This is a genomic window from Streptomyces sp. NBC_01267, from assembly GCF_036241575.1.
In the GTDB taxonomy this organism is placed as follows: domain Bacteria; phylum Actinomycetota; class Actinomycetes; order Streptomycetales; family Streptomycetaceae; genus Streptomyces.
In genome coordinates this window covers 1,598,424-1,613,741 of sequence record NZ_CP108455.1, presented here as the reverse complement: position 1 = coordinate 1,613,741, position 15,318 = coordinate 1,598,424, and the positions used below count along the sequence as shown (strand labels likewise).

At 69.9% G+C, this 15,318-nt stretch carries 16 protein-coding genes; 5 read left to right on the top strand and 11 right to left on the bottom strand.

The window, feature by feature from the left end:
• Positions 1-84 precede the first annotated feature (84 nt).
• On the bottom strand, positions 85-939 hold the full coding sequence (gene lepB, locus OG709_RS07500) for a signal peptidase I (RefSeq protein WP_329165334.1): 855 nt from the start codon (positions 937-939) through the stop codon (positions 85-87).
• A 192-nt stretch (positions 940-1,131) separates the two neighbouring features.
• Entirely contained in the window at positions 1,132-2,976 is a 1,845-nt protein-coding gene (locus OG709_RS07495) for an endonuclease/exonuclease/phosphatase family protein (RefSeq protein WP_329165332.1), read from the bottom strand.
• A 245-nt stretch (positions 2,977-3,221) separates the two neighbouring features.
• Here OG709_RS07495 and OG709_RS07490 point away from each other — a divergent pair, with 245 nt between their 5' ends.
• Both OG709_RS07490 and OG709_RS07485 read left to right on the top strand, forming a co-directional pair.
• On the top strand, positions 3,222-4,694 hold the full coding sequence (locus tag OG709_RS07490; RefSeq protein WP_329165330.1) for a hypothetical protein: 1,473 nt from the start codon (positions 3,222-3,224) through the stop codon (positions 4,692-4,694).
• 372 nt (positions 4,695-5,066) lie between these two features.
• A complete protein-coding gene (locus OG709_RS07485; protein WP_164267523.1) occupies positions 5,067-5,297 on the top strand; it encodes a CarD family transcriptional regulator in 231 nt (76 codons plus the stop codon).
• A gap of 16 nt (positions 5,298-5,313) precedes the next feature.
• On the opposite strand, the gene OG709_RS07480 is transcribed toward OG709_RS07485, so the two are convergent.
• Positions 5,314-5,592, bottom strand: coding sequence for a hypothetical protein (locus OG709_RS07480; RefSeq protein WP_308409502.1), 279 nt, complete (start codon positions 5,590-5,592; stop codon positions 5,314-5,316).
• Between the two features lie 178 nt (positions 5,593-5,770).
• Here OG709_RS07480 and OG709_RS07475 point away from each other — a divergent pair, with 178 nt between their 5' ends.
• Positions 5,771-6,352, top strand: a complete 582-nt coding sequence (locus OG709_RS07475; protein ID WP_329165328.1) for a TetR/AcrR family transcriptional regulator — start codon at positions 5,771-5,773, stop codon at positions 6,350-6,352.
• On the top strand, positions 6,349-6,561 hold the full coding sequence (locus OG709_RS07470; protein ID WP_250303890.1) for a DUF6011 domain-containing protein: 213 nt from the start codon (positions 6,349-6,351) through the stop codon (positions 6,559-6,561). Before OG709_RS07475 ends, OG709_RS07470 begins: the two co-directional genes overlap by 4 nt.
• 43 nt (positions 6,562-6,604) lie before the next feature.
• On the opposite strand, the gene OG709_RS07465 is transcribed toward OG709_RS07470, so the two are convergent.
• Both OG709_RS07465 and OG709_RS07460 read right to left on the bottom strand, forming a co-directional pair.
• A complete protein-coding gene (locus OG709_RS07465) occupies positions 6,605-6,760 on the bottom strand; it encodes a hypothetical protein (RefSeq protein ID WP_250303891.1) in 156 nt (51 codons plus the stop codon).
• A gap of 187 nt (positions 6,761-6,947) precedes the next feature.
• On the bottom strand, positions 6,948-7,577 hold the full coding sequence (locus tag OG709_RS07460) for a winged helix-turn-helix transcriptional regulator (protein ID WP_329165325.1): 630 nt from the start codon (positions 7,575-7,577) through the stop codon (positions 6,948-6,950).
• Between the two features lie 88 nt (positions 7,578-7,665).
• On the opposite strand from OG709_RS07460, the gene OG709_RS07455 reads away from it, so the two are divergent.
• Positions 7,666-8,877 carry a pyridoxal phosphate-dependent aminotransferase gene (locus OG709_RS07455; protein WP_250303893.1) on the top strand — a complete coding sequence of 404 codons (1,212 nt, stop codon included), beginning with the start codon at positions 7,666-7,668 and terminating at the stop codon, positions 8,875-8,877.
• A 67-nt stretch (positions 8,878-8,944) separates the two neighbouring features.
• Here OG709_RS07455 and OG709_RS07450 read toward each other — a convergent pair whose 3' ends face one another.
• Genes OG709_RS07450 through OG709_RS07425 form a run of 6 tightly spaced genes read right to left on the bottom strand, consistent with a single transcriptional unit; the run spans position 8,945 to position 15,181 of the window.
• Positions 8,945-10,177 carry a TerD family protein gene (locus tag OG709_RS07450; RefSeq protein ID WP_329165321.1) on the bottom strand — a complete coding sequence of 411 codons (1,233 nt, stop codon included), beginning with the start codon at positions 10,175-10,177 and terminating at the stop codon, positions 8,945-8,947.
• A gap of 56 nt (positions 10,178-10,233) precedes the next feature.
• Positions 10,234-11,232 (bottom strand): zinc-dependent alcohol dehydrogenase family protein, encoded by a 999-nt coding sequence (locus OG709_RS07445; protein ID WP_250303895.1) that lies wholly within the window; start codon positions 11,230-11,232, stop codon positions 10,234-10,236.
• Positions 11,229-12,086, bottom strand: a complete 858-nt coding sequence (locus tag OG709_RS07440; RefSeq protein ID WP_250303896.1) for a carbohydrate ABC transporter permease — start codon at positions 12,084-12,086, stop codon at positions 11,229-11,231. The genes OG709_RS07445 and OG709_RS07440 overlap by 4 nt, the downstream gene beginning before the upstream one ends.
• Positions 12,083-13,018, bottom strand: a complete 936-nt coding sequence (locus OG709_RS07435) for a carbohydrate ABC transporter permease (protein WP_250303897.1) — start codon at positions 13,016-13,018, stop codon at positions 12,083-12,085. The genes OG709_RS07440 and OG709_RS07435 overlap by 4 nt, the downstream gene beginning before the upstream one ends.
• Positions 13,015-14,397: an ABC transporter substrate-binding protein gene (locus tag OG709_RS07430; RefSeq protein ID WP_329165320.1), complete on the bottom strand. Its 1,383-nt coding sequence runs from the start codon at positions 14,395-14,397 to the stop codon at positions 13,015-13,017. Before OG709_RS07430 ends, OG709_RS07435 begins: the two co-directional genes overlap by 4 nt.
• Before the next feature lie 22 nt (positions 14,398-14,419).
• Positions 14,420-15,181, bottom strand: a complete 762-nt coding sequence (locus OG709_RS07425) for a DeoR/GlpR family DNA-binding transcription regulator (RefSeq protein ID WP_250303899.1) — start codon at positions 15,179-15,181, stop codon at positions 14,420-14,422.
• Positions 15,182-15,318 lie beyond the last annotated feature (137 nt).

The following is a 15,318-nucleotide window of genomic DNA, read 5'->3' as shown; positions in this document are numbered from 1 at the left end:
GCCGCCGGATCCACTGGACAGCGGGACCCGGCGGCTGGCCACTCGGCAGAGCCGTCCGGCGTACAAGGCCGGAGGAGGAGACGGCTACGGTGCGACCGGCGGACTTGCCTCCGGGCGCCGCCGCCTGCGCCACAGCACCAGCGGTACCGCGCCCATCAGGCCCAGTGCGCCGGGCGCCGCGGCAGCCGCCGTGTTGATGCCCGACTGGCCGAAGGTGGAGGGGACCGGCAGGTCATTCAGACGGGTGATCGGCCAGGCGACCACCACCGCGCGTCCCACCACGTCCTTCACCGGTACGGCGCCGCCGCCCGGCTTGTCCTGGTGGTAGCGGGAGTCCGCCGAGAACTGCCGGTGGTCGCCCATCACCCAGATGTGGTCCTTGGGCACCTTGATCTTGAACTGGCCGGGTCCGTCGGTGCTGCACGCGGTGTTCCCGGGGAAGACGTACGGCTCCTTGAGGGCCTTGCCGTTCACCTTGACGGGACCGGTGCCCTTGCACTCCACGGTGTCGCCGCCGACCCCGATGACCCGCTTGATCAGGTCCTTCTCGTTGGCGGACGGCATCAGCCCGATGTAGCCGAGCCCCTTCTGGACCGCGTTGGGCTCGGTGACCGGTTCACCGGCCAGCCAGCCGTCCGGGTCATGGAAGACGACGACCTCACCGCGCTGGGGCTTCGCGCCGAACCACGGGGTCAGCTTGTCGACCAGGACCCGGTCTCCCGTCTGGAGGGTGTTCTGCATCGAGTCCGACGGGATGGAGAACGCCTGCATCAGGAAGGTCTTGATCACCAGAGCGAGCACCAGCGCGATGACGACGAGCAGGGGCAGCTCCTTCCAGAAGGAACGCTGCTTGCTCTTCCTGCCCGGATCCGGCGCTTCCGGCGCCTCCGACGCATCGCTCTCTTGACCTGACTCCGTGCCGACCGTCACATCCCCCACCCTCACTGCATTCGGGAGCTGGATAATTCCACCCAGATCTTCGCACGCGCTCCGGGAATCGCCATCCACGCCTTTATCCCGAGCAGACTTGAGGCTCGGGGCGGAGTGCGGAACGCCGCACTCCGCCCCGAGCCCGGTCGTGTCCGGCCTGCCTACGGGCCTACGCGCCCACGGGCCTGCCGGGCCACGGACCTACGGGCGGAAGCGGATCACGCTCGGGTCGTGGTCGCTGTTCTGGTCCGCGAACTCCGCGTTGATGTGGACGATGTCCAGGTTGTAGTCCTTGACCGCCGGGCTCACCAGGATCTGGTCGAGTATCTGCGAGTTGCCCTGGTAGACGTACGAGTAGCGCTCGTTCTTCGGCAGTGAGTACGCCGTCGCCGACAGGACCTTGCCGTCGGTGAGGATCTTCGCGGTGTCGGAGAACTCGAAGTCGTTCAGGTCGCCGAGCACGACGACCTCCGCGTTCTTCTGGACCGAACGGATCTTCTTCACAAAGGAGTTCACGGCCTTGGCCTGCTCGTGGCGGGCCGTCTCGGAGCTGCGCGTGGGCGGCTGGTACTGGGAGTCCAGCGCCTGGTCGCCGCCCTTCGACCCGAAGTGGTTCGCGACCAGGAAGACCTGCTTGCCACGGAAGGTGAACTCCCCGGCGAGCGGCTTGCGGCTGTTGTTCCAGGCCGGGTCGGCCGGGTCGATGCGGCCGGGGGAGTACGTCAGTGCCGGCTTGCCGCTCTTCGACACGACATCGGTCGCGTTGGTCGCGGTGCCGCCCGCGCGGTCGGTGAAGCCGACCCGGTCCGGGTTGTAGAGGAAGCCCTGACGGATGTTGCCGCCGGGCTCACCGCCGTCGGCGAGGTCCACCGGGTCGATGGAGCGCCATGCGTACCGGGGGCCGCCCGCCGCGACGATCGCGTCGATGAACTTGCCGACGGTCACATCGGCGGCGACCACACCGTCGTTCTTGGCGCCGTCGTTGTCCTGGACCTCCTCGATCGCCACGATGTCGGGCGACGCCAGGTGGTCGACGATGCCGGCCGCGAGCTTGTCGAACTTGCTCTGCGGGTCCGTCGGGTCCAGGTTCTCCACGTTGTACGTGGCGACCGCCAGCTCGTCCTTCTTCTGCTTGCGCGTGACCTCGGGCTCGGTGCGGCCCGCCTTGACGGTGCCCAGTTGGCGGGCGGCGACCGTGTACGTGCCCGCGTACTGGTTGTAGTCCAGCGGACCCTCGGTCGTCCCGGTCAGCGAGTCCCCGACGTTCGCCACCGGGAAGGCCCCGGCGGCGGCCGGGGCCAGCGACTGGATCATCAGACGCCCGGTGTTCTGCGAGGTGTACGAGTTGTAGAGGGTGCCGCCGCGCGGAGTGGGGCGCTCGTTCGGCTTCACGGTGACCCACAGCTCGTGGTACGCGTCGGTGGCGCCGGTCACGCGCGAGGTGCCGATGCGGACGTTCATGCCCTCCAGCGACTCGTAGAGGTCGAGGGCGTACTTCTTCGGCCGCAGGGTCAGGCCGTTGATGCTGCCGCCGGCCGCCTTGTCACCGGCCGGGGCGAAGGCGCCGGGGACCGAGCGGGAGTCGATCACCACGGCCGCCGGTACCGCGTTGCCGCGCGAGACGACGGTCACGGTCGGCTTGCCGAGCTCGGTGACCGACTGGTTCCCGGAGGAGGCTCCGCCGGGAACGTACTCGTCGACCGTGGCGGAGACCGTCACCGCGTCGCCCACGGCGACGGTCGGCGCGGAACTGGTGAAGACGAAGACGCCCTCGCTGGTCGCGGGGTCGGCGTCGGGGTGCGGGTCCTGGAACCAGAAGCCCTTGGAGCCGGACGTACGGACACCCGTCACGATGCCGGGCACATCGGCCACCGCCTGCCCGGCCAGCGGGGAGACGCGGGTGGTGCCCTGGATGTCGTGGATCCGGACCCCGGCGGCGTCGGCCGACGCGGAGGTGGTGACGAGCAGACCGGCGGCGAGAGCGGCCGTGACCACGGCCGCCACGGCCGTCGATCTGTTGACGGAGAACGAGGGAACAGCAGGCATGACGGAACTCCGGGGGTGAGGGTCGAACGGAGGCGCAGAGCGAGGTTCTACGCGCGTCAATCTCTTGCGTGCGCAGGGGAGTTGTCAAGGGTCGGCAGGTGGACGAAACCTGACGAGTACATGAACCGGGCTGCATGGGTCGAAATGCGTCTACGCTGGGGCGCGCCCGAACCGAATGCAGTAACCGAATGCCCGAAGACCGTGCCCGCAGCGCCGGTCGGCCTCAGTCCCGAGGAGAACCACCGATGTCCGGAGACCGCCCCACCCTGCCGCCGGTGCGGCTGAACTCCGACGCGGAGCTCGCCCGTGACGCGCTGGCGTCCCCGCTCTTCGCGCGCGCCGTCCGGCTCGCCCGCTGGGCCGGACCTGCCACCCGCGTCGGCGCCGGCGGCGAGCTCGTCGACGAGCAACTGCCCGCGGCTGCCAGGGAGCTCGGCCTGGAGGCGGACGACGACGGCGCAGCCTGGGCGAGCGAGGCCTGGCGCCTGGCCGTCGACACCGGCCTTGTCGAGATCGAGGACCCCGAGGAGGCAGAGGGGGAGGAGGACGGTGAGGGAACCGCCGCTCCCGGCGAGAACCTGGAACTGATCACTTCCGGGAGCCCCCAGGAGATCCTCGCGCTCTGGCTGGACGGTCTGGAGACCGTGCACGCCGACGCGATCGCCCCGCAGTTCGACGACTTCGCCGATCTGGTGGGCGAGGACGGCGAGATCGACTTCGACAAACTGGAGTGGGATCCGGAGGAGGAGGCCGACTTCCTCGACGGTGTCCTGGGGAACCTCTATCTGCTCACCGTGGCGGAGAGCGGCCCGGCGGACGCCCCCGTGCCGCTGCCGGCGCTCGCCGCCTCGATGATCGTTCCCGATGACATGGGCGAGCCGACGGACGGTGTGCTGGAGCAGGTGTCCGAGGCGATGATGCGCCTCGACGACCAGTTCCGGCTGCTGGAGCCGATCGGGCTCGTCGAGTACCAGCCGGTCGACGAAGCGCTGATGGCGGAGGAGCCCGAGGATCCGGCGGAACCGGAGGCCGTGGACCCCGCGCTCGACGAGGAGGACGTCTCCCGGTACGGAATGGTCCGGCTCACCCCGCTCGGTCTGTACGGGATCCGTGCCCGGATGCTGGATGCCGGTGTCGACGCGCCCGCGGTCGGGGAACTGGCGGACAAGGACGCGGGCGCGCTGCTCGACGCCGTCGGGCACTTCCCGGAGACGGCGGCCCGTGCCGAGACCGTCCTGTGGCTGAACGGCCGCGAACCGGCCACCGCGGCACGGGAGTTGCTGGTCGCGGCGCGGGGCGTCGACCAGGGTGCGCCGCTGCGGCGGCTGCACTGTCAGCAGGCGCTCTCGCTGGTGGCCGACGAGGCCGCGGAGCACGAGGTGCGTGCGGTGCTCGACGACGCGGAACTGGGCGGGCTGGCCCGGGTCTGGCTCGCGGAGCGCGGCTCGGTGGACGTGCCGGCGCCGCCGGAGTCGATGATCTTCTGGCTGGCGATCGACACGCTCGCCGCACAGCTGGACGCGGACGGTGAGGTCGAGGAGCTACAGGGGCTCGTCGAGGGACTGACCGGGCAGCACAGCGGGTTCTTCGATGCCGCCTGGCGGGTGGACCACCCGGCGACGGCCGAGGTGCTGGAGGCGATGGGCAGGCTGCACCCGGACAAGAAGGCGGCGAAGGACGCCCGCAAGGCGGCCTTCAAGGCGCGGTCGCGGGCCTGAGAGCCGCGGGAGCCGTCCCGCCGGTGGCGCGGGACGGCTCCATGACGTGTCATGGCAGGGGAGGGCCGTCGGTGAGGACCGGGCGGCCGTCGTGGGGACGTCGGGAATCCCACGGGCCGAATGCCATGGGCTCCATCCCACGAGCCCGGTCCCGCGGGCCGAATCCACGGGCCCGGTCCCACGGGCCGAATCCCATGGGGCGTACGCCTTCCGCGCCGTACGCGGATATCCGGACACCCGCCGTCCCGTTCGCGATCAACGGCTCCCGGTGCCGCCGGAACCGTTGGTCCTGCCGCCGTGATCCGGTGTCCGGAGGCCGGCCGGCGGGACAGACATGGCGTGAGAGGGGCTCGCGGGCGCATACTGAGAGCAATGACTAAGTCAGCCGGATCCCGGCGCCACCTGCCCTCCAGTCCCTTCAACCGCCCGGCCCAAGCTGCCGCACCGATCGAGATCTTCGACGTGGGAGACCGGGTTTCGCATGATCAGTTCGGGCTCGGAAGAGTCATCGGAATCGAGGGCGACAACGACGCAGTGCTCATCGACTTCTCCGGGCGTCAGGGGAGGATTCTCAGCCCTTACGCCAAGCTGACCAAGCTCTGAGCCCCGCGAGGACCGGTCAGTTACGGGCCGGGCGCCTGCCCTTGATCATGAGGGCGGCGACCGGGACCGTACACACAGTGATCAATGCTCCCGCGAGGAAGGCGCTGGTCGCGCCCTCGGCGAGCACGGTGTGAGGTGACCCGGTGGCATGCCGGGTCGCCGTTCCGTACACCGTCACCAGGACGGACAGCCCGCGTGTGCCGCCGCTCAGCCACCGCAGGGTCCGGAGCAGTCCGGCGGCCGACCCTGCCTCGCGTGGCTGGATTCCGGTGAGGGTCGTCGCGTTCAGCGGCATGAGGCCCAGACCTACCCCGAGTCCCCGCAGCAACATCGGCCCCAGTAGCCCGGCGGCGTACCCTCCGGCCGGGCTCGGCCGGGACAGCCGGCACTCACTGCCCGCGGACAAGCAGGGGATTCCTCCGTTCGACGCTCGGTACGATGCGGGGGACGTCCCGGTTCGCGAGGAGCAGCTGATGCCGAAGCCGATGCGGGCCGATGCGCGCCGCAATTACGAACGCCTTCTGAAGGAGGCGGCCCGCGCTTTCGCGGAGCGGGGAGCCGATGCGTCCCTGGACGACATCGCGAAGCGTGCGGGGGTCGGATCGGGCACGCTCTACCGGCATTTCCCCACCCGGCAGGACCTGCTCGAAGGGGTCTATGTCGAGAGCATCGACGAACTCGCCGACCAGGCCGTCGAGTTCGGCGCGTCGGCGAGGGCGCCGGGTGACGCGCTGGCCGACTGGCTGCAGAAGCTGGCCGAGCAGATGATTCATCTCCGCGGTCTCAAGGTGCTGTTGGGTGCGGCGATGACCGACGGCACCTCACCGGTGATCTCGGACTGCGGTGGCCGCCTCAAGGAGACTGCGGGCGACCTCCTCGCCGCGGCGCAGCGGGCCGGCGCGGTGCGCGCGGATCTGAGGACCACGGAGATGCTGCGGCTCACGCATGCGGTGGCCACGGCGACGGAACTCGGTACGGGAGAGCCGGGTGAGGTCCGCCGCTATCTGGCGCTGATGACGGAGGGGATCAACGCGGGACCGCGTGACGTGGCATGAGCGAGGAAGAGCCGGAGCCGCTGCCCGAAACCGTGCAGGAGGGCCGCCGCCCGGTGCTCTGCCGGATGTGCGGCAGGGCGCTGACGGGCCGCGCCTCGCGGCGCACCGGACTGGGCCCGGCCTGTGACGCGAAACTGCATCCCGCGCGGCCGGAGATCCGGTCCCGCCGCCACGAGGTGGACCAGGACCCGCTGCCCGGCGTCGAGTGAGCCGGGCAGGGATCCGGGGAGCGCTCGGGGATTCCCGCCCCGCTCAGGCCGCGGGCTCGATCCCGCCCTGTATGGCGGCGGCCCACTCCACGAGCAGGATCTCGTAGTCCTCCGACGGCCACTCGCCGTCCGCCGGCTGGGCGTCGACGAGCCTGCGGATGGCGTCGTTGGCCTCGGAGGCGGAAGAAGTGGTGGGCATGCGAACAAGGCTACGGCCTGCCACTGACAGTGAACCCTCATTTGCGCGTGGTGTCGGTCACGTGTTCCGCGAAGGGGCGTGGTATCGGTCACGTGTGCCGGGTGTCACGTCGCCTGCCAGGGCTAACACCTCTCTGTGGAGACCGAGTTCGAGCCTGTGGGGTTGCCTGCGGGCGGTGCGATCCAGCTCACTCCGGGCCGGTTCCGAGCGGCGGTCGCACGGGCTGGAGCATGTCCAGCCGGACGCGTCCGTCGCGTACCGCGTCGGTCAGCGAGAGCCCGCCCCCGCTGATCGCGATGCAGGTGTCGGCGTCGAGGGTGAGCCGGGCGTCGGGGCGGTCGGCGGGGCCGTCGCCGTAGAGGGGTTCGCCGCCGTCGGTGCGCACATGGAACACCCCTTCGTCCAGGTGGACTTCGACCACTCCGGCGCCCAGGCCGTCCAGGTGCCGCACCAGCGGGACGGCGAACCAGTGCGCCCGCAGCGCGTCGGTCGGCCGCCGTTCGGTCAGCGCGGGGGTGCCCCAGTCGGCCAGTGCGGTGAGCACCGGCAGCAACTCGCGCCCCCGTGCGGTGAGTTCGTACACGGTCGCGGCGCCGGGCGGCGGCAGTCGGCGGCGGGTCGCCAGCTCCTCGCGCTCCATGTCCTTCAGCCGTGAGGCGAGTACGTCCGTACTGACGCCCGGCAGATCGGCGTGGAGGTCGGTGTAGCGGCGGGGGCCCGCCAGGAGTTCGCGGACGATCAGCAGGGTCCACCGGTCCCCGACGGCGTCGAGAGCACGGGCGGCGGCGCAGTACTGGTCGTAACTTCGGCGTGGCATGCGACGCAGTCTAGACAAGAAGTTGGACTTTCCAAGCTGTGACTTGGTAAAACCAAGTGAAGCAAGTGAGACCTGGGAGGGTCACGGCATGGAGTTCCGCCAGTCGAACAAATTGAGTGAGGTCTGCTACGAGATCCGGGGCCCGGTGATCGAACACGCCAACGCGCTGGAGGAGGCAGGCCACAGCGTGCTGCGCCTGAACACCGGTAACCCCGCGCTCTTCGGCTTCGAGGCGCCGGAGGGGATCGTCCAGGACATGATCAGGATGCTGCCCCAGGCCCACGGGTACACCGACTCCAGGGGGATCCTCTCCGCCCGCCGCGCCGTCGCCCAGCGCTACCAGGCGCTCGGGCTCGCCGAGGTCTCCGTCGACGACATCTTCCTCGGCAACGGGGTCTCCGAACTCATCTCGATGGCGGTCCAGGCGCTGCTGGAGGACGGGGACGAAGTCCTCATCCCCGCACCCGACTTCCCGCTCTGGACGGCCGTCACCACGCTGGCCGGCGGCAAGGCCGTGCACTACATGTGCGACGAGTCCGCGGACTGGTACCCGGACCTCGACGACATGGCGTCGAAGATCACCGACCGCACGAAGGCCCTGGTGATCATCAACCCCAACAACCCCACCGGGGCGGTCTATCCGCGGGAGATCATCGAGGGCATGCTCGATCTCGCCCGCCGCCACGGGCTGATGGTCTTCGCCGACGAGATCTACGACCAGATCGTCTACGACGACGCCGTCCACCACAGCGCGGCGGCCCTCGCGCCCGATCTGGTCGTCCTGACCTTCAGCGGTCTGTCGAAGTCCTACCGCGTCGCGGGCTTCCGCTCCGGCTGGCTGGTCGTCACCGGGCCGAAGCAGCACGCGAAGAGCTACCTGGAGGGGCTGACGATGCTCGCCTCCATGCGGCTGTGCCCCAACGCTCCCGCGCAGTACGCCATTCAGGCCGCGCTGGGCGGCCGTCAGTCCATCCGTGACCTGACGGTCCCGGGGGGCAGGCTGTACGAACAGCGCGACACGGCGTGGGAGAAGCTCAACGAGATCCCGGGCGTGTCCTGTGTGAAGCCGAAGGGCGCGCTGTACGCGTTCCCGCGCCTCGACCCGAAGGTCCACAAGATCCACGACGACGAGAAGTTCGTACTGGACCTGCTGCTCCGGGAGAAGATCCAGGTCGTCCAGGGCACCGGCTTCAACTGGCCGCGCCCCGACCACTTCCGGATCCTGACCCTCCCGTACGCCGACGACCTCGACGCGGCGATCAGCCGCATCGGCCGCTTCCTGAACGGGTACCGGCAGTGATCCCGTGCGGCGCGGAAGCGGGGGCCGGAGCGGCGCGGCCCCGGCCTCCGCGGCGCTCCGCCCGGTCCTACAGTGCCTGAGCTGCCGGTTTGACCATCCCGCGGACCGTGCGGGACTTCACGAAGTCGCCCACCGCGGTCATCTCCCACTCCCCGGAGAACTGCCTGATCAGCTTGGCCATCAGCACGCCCGTCTGCGGCTCGGTGCCGGTCAGGTCGAAGCGGACCAGTTCCTCGTCGGTCTGCGCGTCGATCAGGCGGCAGTAGGCCTTGGCCACCTCGGTGAACTTCTGGCCGGTGAAGGAGTTGACCGTGAAGAACAAGGCCGTCGCCTCGGCGGGGATCTTGCCGAGGTCGACCACGATCACCTCGTCGTCGCCCGCGCCCTCGCCCGTGAGGTTGTCGCCGGAGTGCTTGACCGCGCCGTCGAGGATCGAGAGCTTGCCGAAGTAGCAGCTGTCCAGGTGGTTGCGCTGCGGACCGAAGGCCATGACCGAGGCGTCGAGGTCGATGTCCTTGCCACGGAACGCGGGCTCCCAGCCGAGGCCCATCTTGACCTTCGACAGGAGCGGCTTGCCGGCCTTGACCAGCGACACCGTCTGGTTCTTCTGGAGACTGACCCGGCCCTTGTCGAGGTTGATCCGGCCGGTGGCCGCGGGTGCGGCCGGAGGCGGCGCGGGGGCGGCCACCGGGGCCGCGGCGATCCTCGGGTCCACCGGCGGGACCGGCGGTGCAGGCGGTGCGGGCGGCATCTGCGGTGCGGGCGGAGCAGCCACCGCCGGGGCGGGGGCTGCCTCGGGCTCCTCGACCGATACGCCGAAGTCCGTGGCGATGCCCGCCAGCCCGTCCGCATACCCCTGTCCGACCGCGCGCACCTTCCACGCGCCGTTGCGCAGGTAGATCTCCACGATGACCAGAGCGGTCTCCGTGCCCAGCCGGGGCGGGGTGAAGGAGGCCAGCGTGCTGCCGTCGTCCGCCCCGCGGACGGTGGCCGTGGGCTCGATGCCCTGGAAGGTCTGGCCCGCCGCGTCGGGGCTCGCGGTGACGATGATCTTCTCGATGCCCGCGGGAACGGCGTCCGTGTCCACCACGATCGCGTCCGGCGCCGAGCCACCGCCCGAGCGGTGGCTCACCCCCGGGCCGGACGGCTGGTTGTAGAAGATGAAGTCGTCGTCGGAGCGGACCTTGCCGTCGGCGGTGAGCAGCAGGCCCGACACGTCGAGCCGCACCGGAGCGGTCACGTCCACCGCGATACGGGAGGCCGTGAGCGGGATGTTCGAGCCAGGGGTCATTGCGGTCATGTCCGGAGGAACGAGCGACGGGGCTTTACAGTTCCTTGAACCTTTTTCGCTACCGGTCAGCGTCCGGGCAGTACGACGATCTTCCGGCCCAGTCCCGCCCTGAACCGGTCCAGCGCCGCCGGGTAGCTCGCCAGCGGCAGCCGGTCGCTGATGAAGACCTCCGGGTCCAGCACCCCCGCGGCGAACAGCTCGGCCGCCCGCTCGTAACTGTGCAGCACCGCCATCGAACCGGTGATGGTGATCTCCTGGTTGTAGATCCGGTACGGGTCGATGGTGGCCCGTGCCGCGTAGTCGGCGACGCCGAACTGCAGATACGTACCGGCCTTCGCCACCCGCCCCAGACCGTCCTGGATCGCCGCGGCGTTCCCCGTGGCATCGATGACGACGTCCCAGCCCTGCGGTGCCCGGTCCAGTTCGTCCGCGCCCCCGGCCGCCGCCGAGCAGCCCAGCTTCCGGGCGGTGGTGAGCCGCTCCGCGTTGATGTCGACGATGTCCACGCTCGCCGCACCCGTCCGCTTGGCCAGCTCCAGCATCATCAGCCCCATGGTCCCCGAGCCGTAGATCAGCACATGGGAGCCGAGCCTGCTGTTCAGTACGTCGTAGCCGCGCACCGCGCAGGACAGCGGTTCGACGAGCGCCGCGTCCTCGGTACGCACATGGTCGGGCAGCCTGACGCAGTTGGCTGCGGGCGCCACCGCGTACTCGGCCGCGCCGCCCGCCGTGGTCACCCCGATCGCCGCCCACTTCTCGCACATGTTGTTGTGGCCGAGACGGCAGTAGCGGCACTCGAAGCAGTACAGGGAAGGGTCGACGGCCACCCGGTCACCGGCCGCCGGCGACGTGACCTCGGCGCCGACGGCCACGACCGTGCCGGCGAACTCGTGGCCGGGCACCACCGGCAGCGTGGGCGCGAACTCGCCCTGCAGGATGTGCAGATCGGTACCGCACAGCCCGCAGGCGGCCACCTCCACCACCACGTCGCGCGGTCCCGGAGTGGGGTCCGGCACCTCCCCGTACCCGACCTTGCCGACGGATTCGATGATGGCGGCCTTCATTTCACGGCTCCCAGTGAGAGGCCCTGGACCAGCTTGTCCTGGGCGGCGAACCCCGCGGCGAGCACCGGCAGGGAGACGACGAGCGACGCGGCGCACACCTTCGCCAGGAACAGTCCCTGGCTGGTGATGAACCCGGTCAGGAACACGGGCGCGGTCTGGGCGACCACACCGGTGAGCACCCGGGCGAAGAGCAGTTCGTTCCAGCTGAAGATGAAGCAGATCAGCGCGGTGGCCGCGATACCGGGCGCGGAGATCGGGGCGACGATCCGGGTGAGGATCACCGGCAGCCGGGCACCGTCGACCCGTGCGGCCTCGATGACGGCGACCGGTACCTCCGCGAGGAAGGACTGCATCATCCACACCGCGATCGGCAGATTCATCGAGGTGTAGAGGATGACCAGCATCCAGATGTTGTCGAGCATCCCGGTGTTCTTCGCGAACAGGTAGATCGGCAGCAGACCGGCCACCACCGGCAGCATCTTCGTGGAGAGGAAGAAGAACAGCACGTCCGTCCACTTCTTCACCGGCCGGATGGACAGCGCGTACGCCGCGGGCATCGCGAGCAGCAGCACGCACAGCGTCGAAACCACCGATGCCACGGCCGAGTTGGTCAGTGCGGGCCAGGGGGTCGCGCCGCCGCCCGCGCCGAAGAAGTCGCGGTAGCCGTCGAGGGTGAGGGAGGCGGCGAGCGACGGTGGGTTGGTGGCCGCGTCCGCCTCGGAGTGGAAGGAGGTCAGCGCCATCCAGGCGACCGGGAGGAAGAAGAGGATCCCGGCCAGCCAGGCCAGCAGCCCCAGCGCGGCGCCTCCGGTGCGGGCGGCGCCCTTCGGCCCTGTGGAGTGCGGGGACTTCATGCTCGGGATGCCTCCTCGTTGAAGAGGGACGAGACCACGCGGAGCGCGAAGGTCGCGACGATGATCGTGCCGATGACGACCAGCACACCGGCGGCGGACGCGAGTCCGTTCTCGTGTGCCTGGTAGAAGGCCTGGTAGACGGTGTAGGGCAGGTTCGCGGTGCCCAGCCCGCCCGAGGTGATCGTGAAGACGGCGTCGAAGTTCTGCACGATGTAGATCGAGCCGAGCAGTGCGCCCAGTTCGAGGTACCGCCGCAGGTGGGGCAGTGTCAGATGACGGAAGATCTGCCAGCTGCCCGCCCCGTCGATCCGGGCCGCCTCGATCAGCTCCGGGGAGCGGCTCTGCAGTCCGGCCAGCAGGATCAGCATCATGAACGGCGTCCACTGCCAGACCAGCGCCGCCTCGACCGCGAGCAGTGGGGTGCGGGAGATCCAGTCGGGCTGGGGTGCTCCACCGCCGCCCACCCAGTGCAGCAGCCCGTTGAAGAGCCCGTACTCCGGGTTGTAGAGCACGTGCTTCCACAGCAGCGCCGCCGCCACCGGGACCAGCAGGAACGGTGTGATCAGCAGCGTACGGACCAGGCCCCGGCCCTTGAAGCTGCGGTCCAGCAGCAGCGCCAGGACGAGCCCGAGCACCAGGCTGACGAGCACCACCGCCGCCGTCAGCAGCACCGTGGTGAGGACCGACCTGCGCAGATCCGGGTCGGTGAGCACATCGGAGTAGTTGGCGAAGCCGGTGAAGTGTCTGGCCTCGGGGTAGAGGGCGTTCCAGTTGAAGAAGGAGATCACCACCGTGGCCACGAAGGGCAGTTGGGTGACCACGACCATGAAGATCAGCGCCGGGAGCAGCGGGGCGCGGGTGGCCCAGGCGCGGAGCCGGCCGCCGGACGGGGGTAACAGGCGGGGCGCGGGGGGAGCGGCTGTCGCGGTCATCGTCCCTCGTACTCCTTCGCGATCTTCGCGGCCAGCCGCTGGGACGCGGCGAGGGCCGAACCGACGGACCGGCGTCCGGCGATGGCCGCACTGATCTCCTGGGAGACCTTGGTGCCGAGATCGGTGAACTCCGGGATCCCCACGAACTGGATGCCGGGCGCGGGCCTCGGCTGCACCCCCGGGTCGTTCGGCCTGGCGCTCCGGATGGCGGCGAGGGTGACGTCCCCGAAGGCGGCGGACGCCTTGCGGTAGGCGGGGTCGGCATAGGTCGACGCGCGCTTCCCGGCCGGGGCGTCGGACCAGCCGCTCTCCTTGCCGACCAGTTCCTCGTACCCCTTGCCGGAGGCCCAGGAGATGAACTTCCAGGCGTTGTCGGGGTGGTGGGCCGTCTTCTGGATGCCCCAGGCCCAGGTGTAGAGCCAGCCGGAACTGTCCGTCTTCTCGACCGGCGCGGGCACGTATCCGATCTTGCCCTTGACCGGGGACGACGCCGACTCCAGCGAACCGGCGGCCGATGTCGCGTCGTACCACATCGCGGTCCTGGACTGGGTGAGGTCGTTGAGGCACTCCGCGAACCCGGACTGCGCCGCCCCCGACTCACCGTGCTCGCGCACCAGCCGGACATAGAACTCGACGGCCTGCTCGAACGCGGGGGAGTCGAGGCGCGCCTTCCAGTCCTTGTCGAACCAGGTGCCGCCGAAGGTGTTGACGACCGTGGTCAGCGGGGCGATCAGTTCGCCCCAGCCGGGCAGTCCGCGCAGGCAGATGCCCTTCATCCCCGGCTGCGCCCCGTCGGCCCGCGCCGCCAGATCGGCGACCTGGGTCCAGGTGGGGTGGGGCGGCATGGTCAGCCCCTTCTTCGCGAAGACGTCCTTGCGGTACATGAGGAAGGAGGACTCGCCGTAGAAGGGTTCGCCGTAGAGCTTCTTGTCGTCGCCGGTGAGGGACTGGCGCAGCGCGGGGAGGATGTCCTGCTGGTCGAACGTCCGGTCCGCGGACGCGTACGGTCCCAGGTCGTGCAGCCACCCGTTCCTCGCGTAGATCGGGATCTCGTAGTTGCTCAGGGTCGCGACGTCGTACTGGCCGGCCTGGTTGGCGAAGTCCTGGCTGATCTTGTCGCGTACGTCGTTCTCGGGCAGGACCGTGAAGTTGACCCGGATGCCGGTCTCGCGGGTGAAGTGCGTGGCGGTGAGCTTCTGCAACTCGGTCATCTGCGGGTTGTTGACCATCAGTACGTTGATGGCGCCGTTGGCGCCGTTGGCGCCGGACCCGGCTCCTCCCGCGCCGGTCCAGCAACCGGGGACCAGGCTGATGAGCAGCGTCCCCGCGGCGGCCCGCGCGAGCAGCGTGCGTGACCTCCGTCGGCTCTGGCTTCGCATGGATTGCTCCTCGGGTGGATCGTCAGACGCGGATGACCTGCGGCCCCAGCAGGGAGTAGCGATGGGCCTCCGACGTGGGCAGCAGCGTGCTCGTGACGATGGCCTCGAAGTCGGTGATCTCGGCGAACCGGCAGAAGCCGGCGGCGCCGAACTTGGTGTGGTTCCCGACGAACACCCGGCGTCTGGCGGCCCTGACCGCCTGTGCCTTGACCTCGCCGACCGCCGGGTCGGGTGTCGTCAGGCCGTGTTCGCGGGAGATTCCGTTGGCGCCGATGAAGGCCAGATCGATGACGAATCCGGCCAGCATCCGGGTCGCCCAGTGGTCGACGGTGGCCAGGGTGCCCGACCGCAGCCGTCCGCCGAGCAGCAGCACGGTCGTCTGCTCGGCGTGCGCCAGCGCACCCGCCGTGACCAGGGACGCGGTGACCACCGTCAGCGGGCGGTCGTGCGGCAGCGCCTCGGCGATCAGCTGCGGGGTGAATCCCTCGTCGATGAAGACCGTTTCGGCGTCGCCGAGCAGCTGGGCCGCCGCGGTGGCGATCCGCCGTTTCTCCGGTACGTGCATCGTCGTGCGGAAGTCGAGCGTGGTCTCGAACCCCGCGCTCTCCACGGGGTAGGCGCCGCCGTGCGTGCGCCGGACCAGGCCGTGGTTCTCCAGGGCGTGCAGATCACGGCGGATGGTCTCCTTGGCGACCCGCAGCCGCACGGACAGTTCGGTGACATCGACCGACCCCGACTGCCGGGCGGCCAGGACGATCTCCCGCTGCCGCTGCTCCGCACTCATGACCACAGGACCTCCTCGGCGCTCTCGCTGGCTGTGAGGAGAGTTGTACAGCCGCCCGGCTGACGTGAATAGGGCAGGAACGGGCTCGATGGTGCCCGTTCCTGCCCGTTTCGGCGTCCGGTGCGCGGGCCCGACCT

Bases quoted from the DNA above. Each gene is read 5' to 3' on its own strand.
- OG709_RS07495 (WP_329165332.1), bottom strand. From the start codon at position 2,976: ATGCCTGCTGTTCCCTCGTTCTCCGTCAACAGATCGACGGCCGTGGCG.
- OG709_RS07490 (WP_329165330.1), top strand. From the start codon at position 3,222: ATGTCCGGAGACCGCCCCACCCTGCCGCCGGTGCGGCTGAACTCCGAC.
- OG709_RS07485 (WP_164267523.1), top strand. From the start codon at position 5,067: ATGACTAAGTCAGCCGGATCCCGGCGCCACCTGCCCTCCAGTCCCTTC.
- OG709_RS07480 (WP_308409502.1), bottom strand. From the start codon at position 5,592: ATGCCGCTGAACGCGACGACCCTCACCGGAATCCAGCCACGCGAGGCA.
- OG709_RS07475 (WP_329165328.1), top strand. From the start codon at position 5,771: ATGCCGAAGCCGATGCGGGCCGATGCGCGCCGCAATTACGAACGCCTT.
- OG709_RS07470 (WP_250303890.1), top strand. From the start codon at position 6,349: ATGAGCGAGGAAGAGCCGGAGCCGCTGCCCGAAACCGTGCAGGAGGGC.
- OG709_RS07465 (WP_250303891.1), bottom strand. From the start codon at position 6,760: ATGCCCACCACTTCTTCCGCCTCCGAGGCCAACGACGCCATCCGCAGG.
- OG709_RS07460 (WP_329165325.1), bottom strand. From the start codon at position 7,577: ATGCCACGCCGAAGTTACGACCAGTACTGCGCCGCCGCCCGTGCTCTC.
- OG709_RS07455 (WP_250303893.1), top strand. From the start codon at position 7,666: ATGGAGTTCCGCCAGTCGAACAAATTGAGTGAGGTCTGCTACGAGATC.
- OG709_RS07450 (WP_329165321.1), bottom strand. From the start codon at position 10,177: ATGACCGCAATGACCCCTGGCTCGAACATCCCGCTCACGGCCTCCCGT.
- OG709_RS07445 (WP_250303895.1), bottom strand. From the start codon at position 11,232: ATGAAGGCCGCCATCATCGAATCCGTCGGCAAGGTCGGGTACGGGGAG.
- OG709_RS07440 (WP_250303896.1), bottom strand. From the start codon at position 12,086: ATGAAGTCCCCGCACTCCACAGGGCCGAAGGGCGCCGCCCGCACCGGA.
- OG709_RS07435 (WP_250303897.1), bottom strand. From the start codon at position 13,018: ATGACCGCGACAGCCGCTCCCCCCGCGCCCCGCCTGTTACCCCCGTCC.
- OG709_RS07430 (WP_329165320.1), bottom strand. From the start codon at position 14,397: ATGCGAAGCCAGAGCCGACGGAGGTCACGCACGCTGCTCGCGCGGGCC.
- OG709_RS07425 (WP_250303899.1), bottom strand. From the start codon at position 15,181: ATGAGTGCGGAGCAGCGGCAGCGGGAGATCGTCCTGGCCGCCCGGCAG.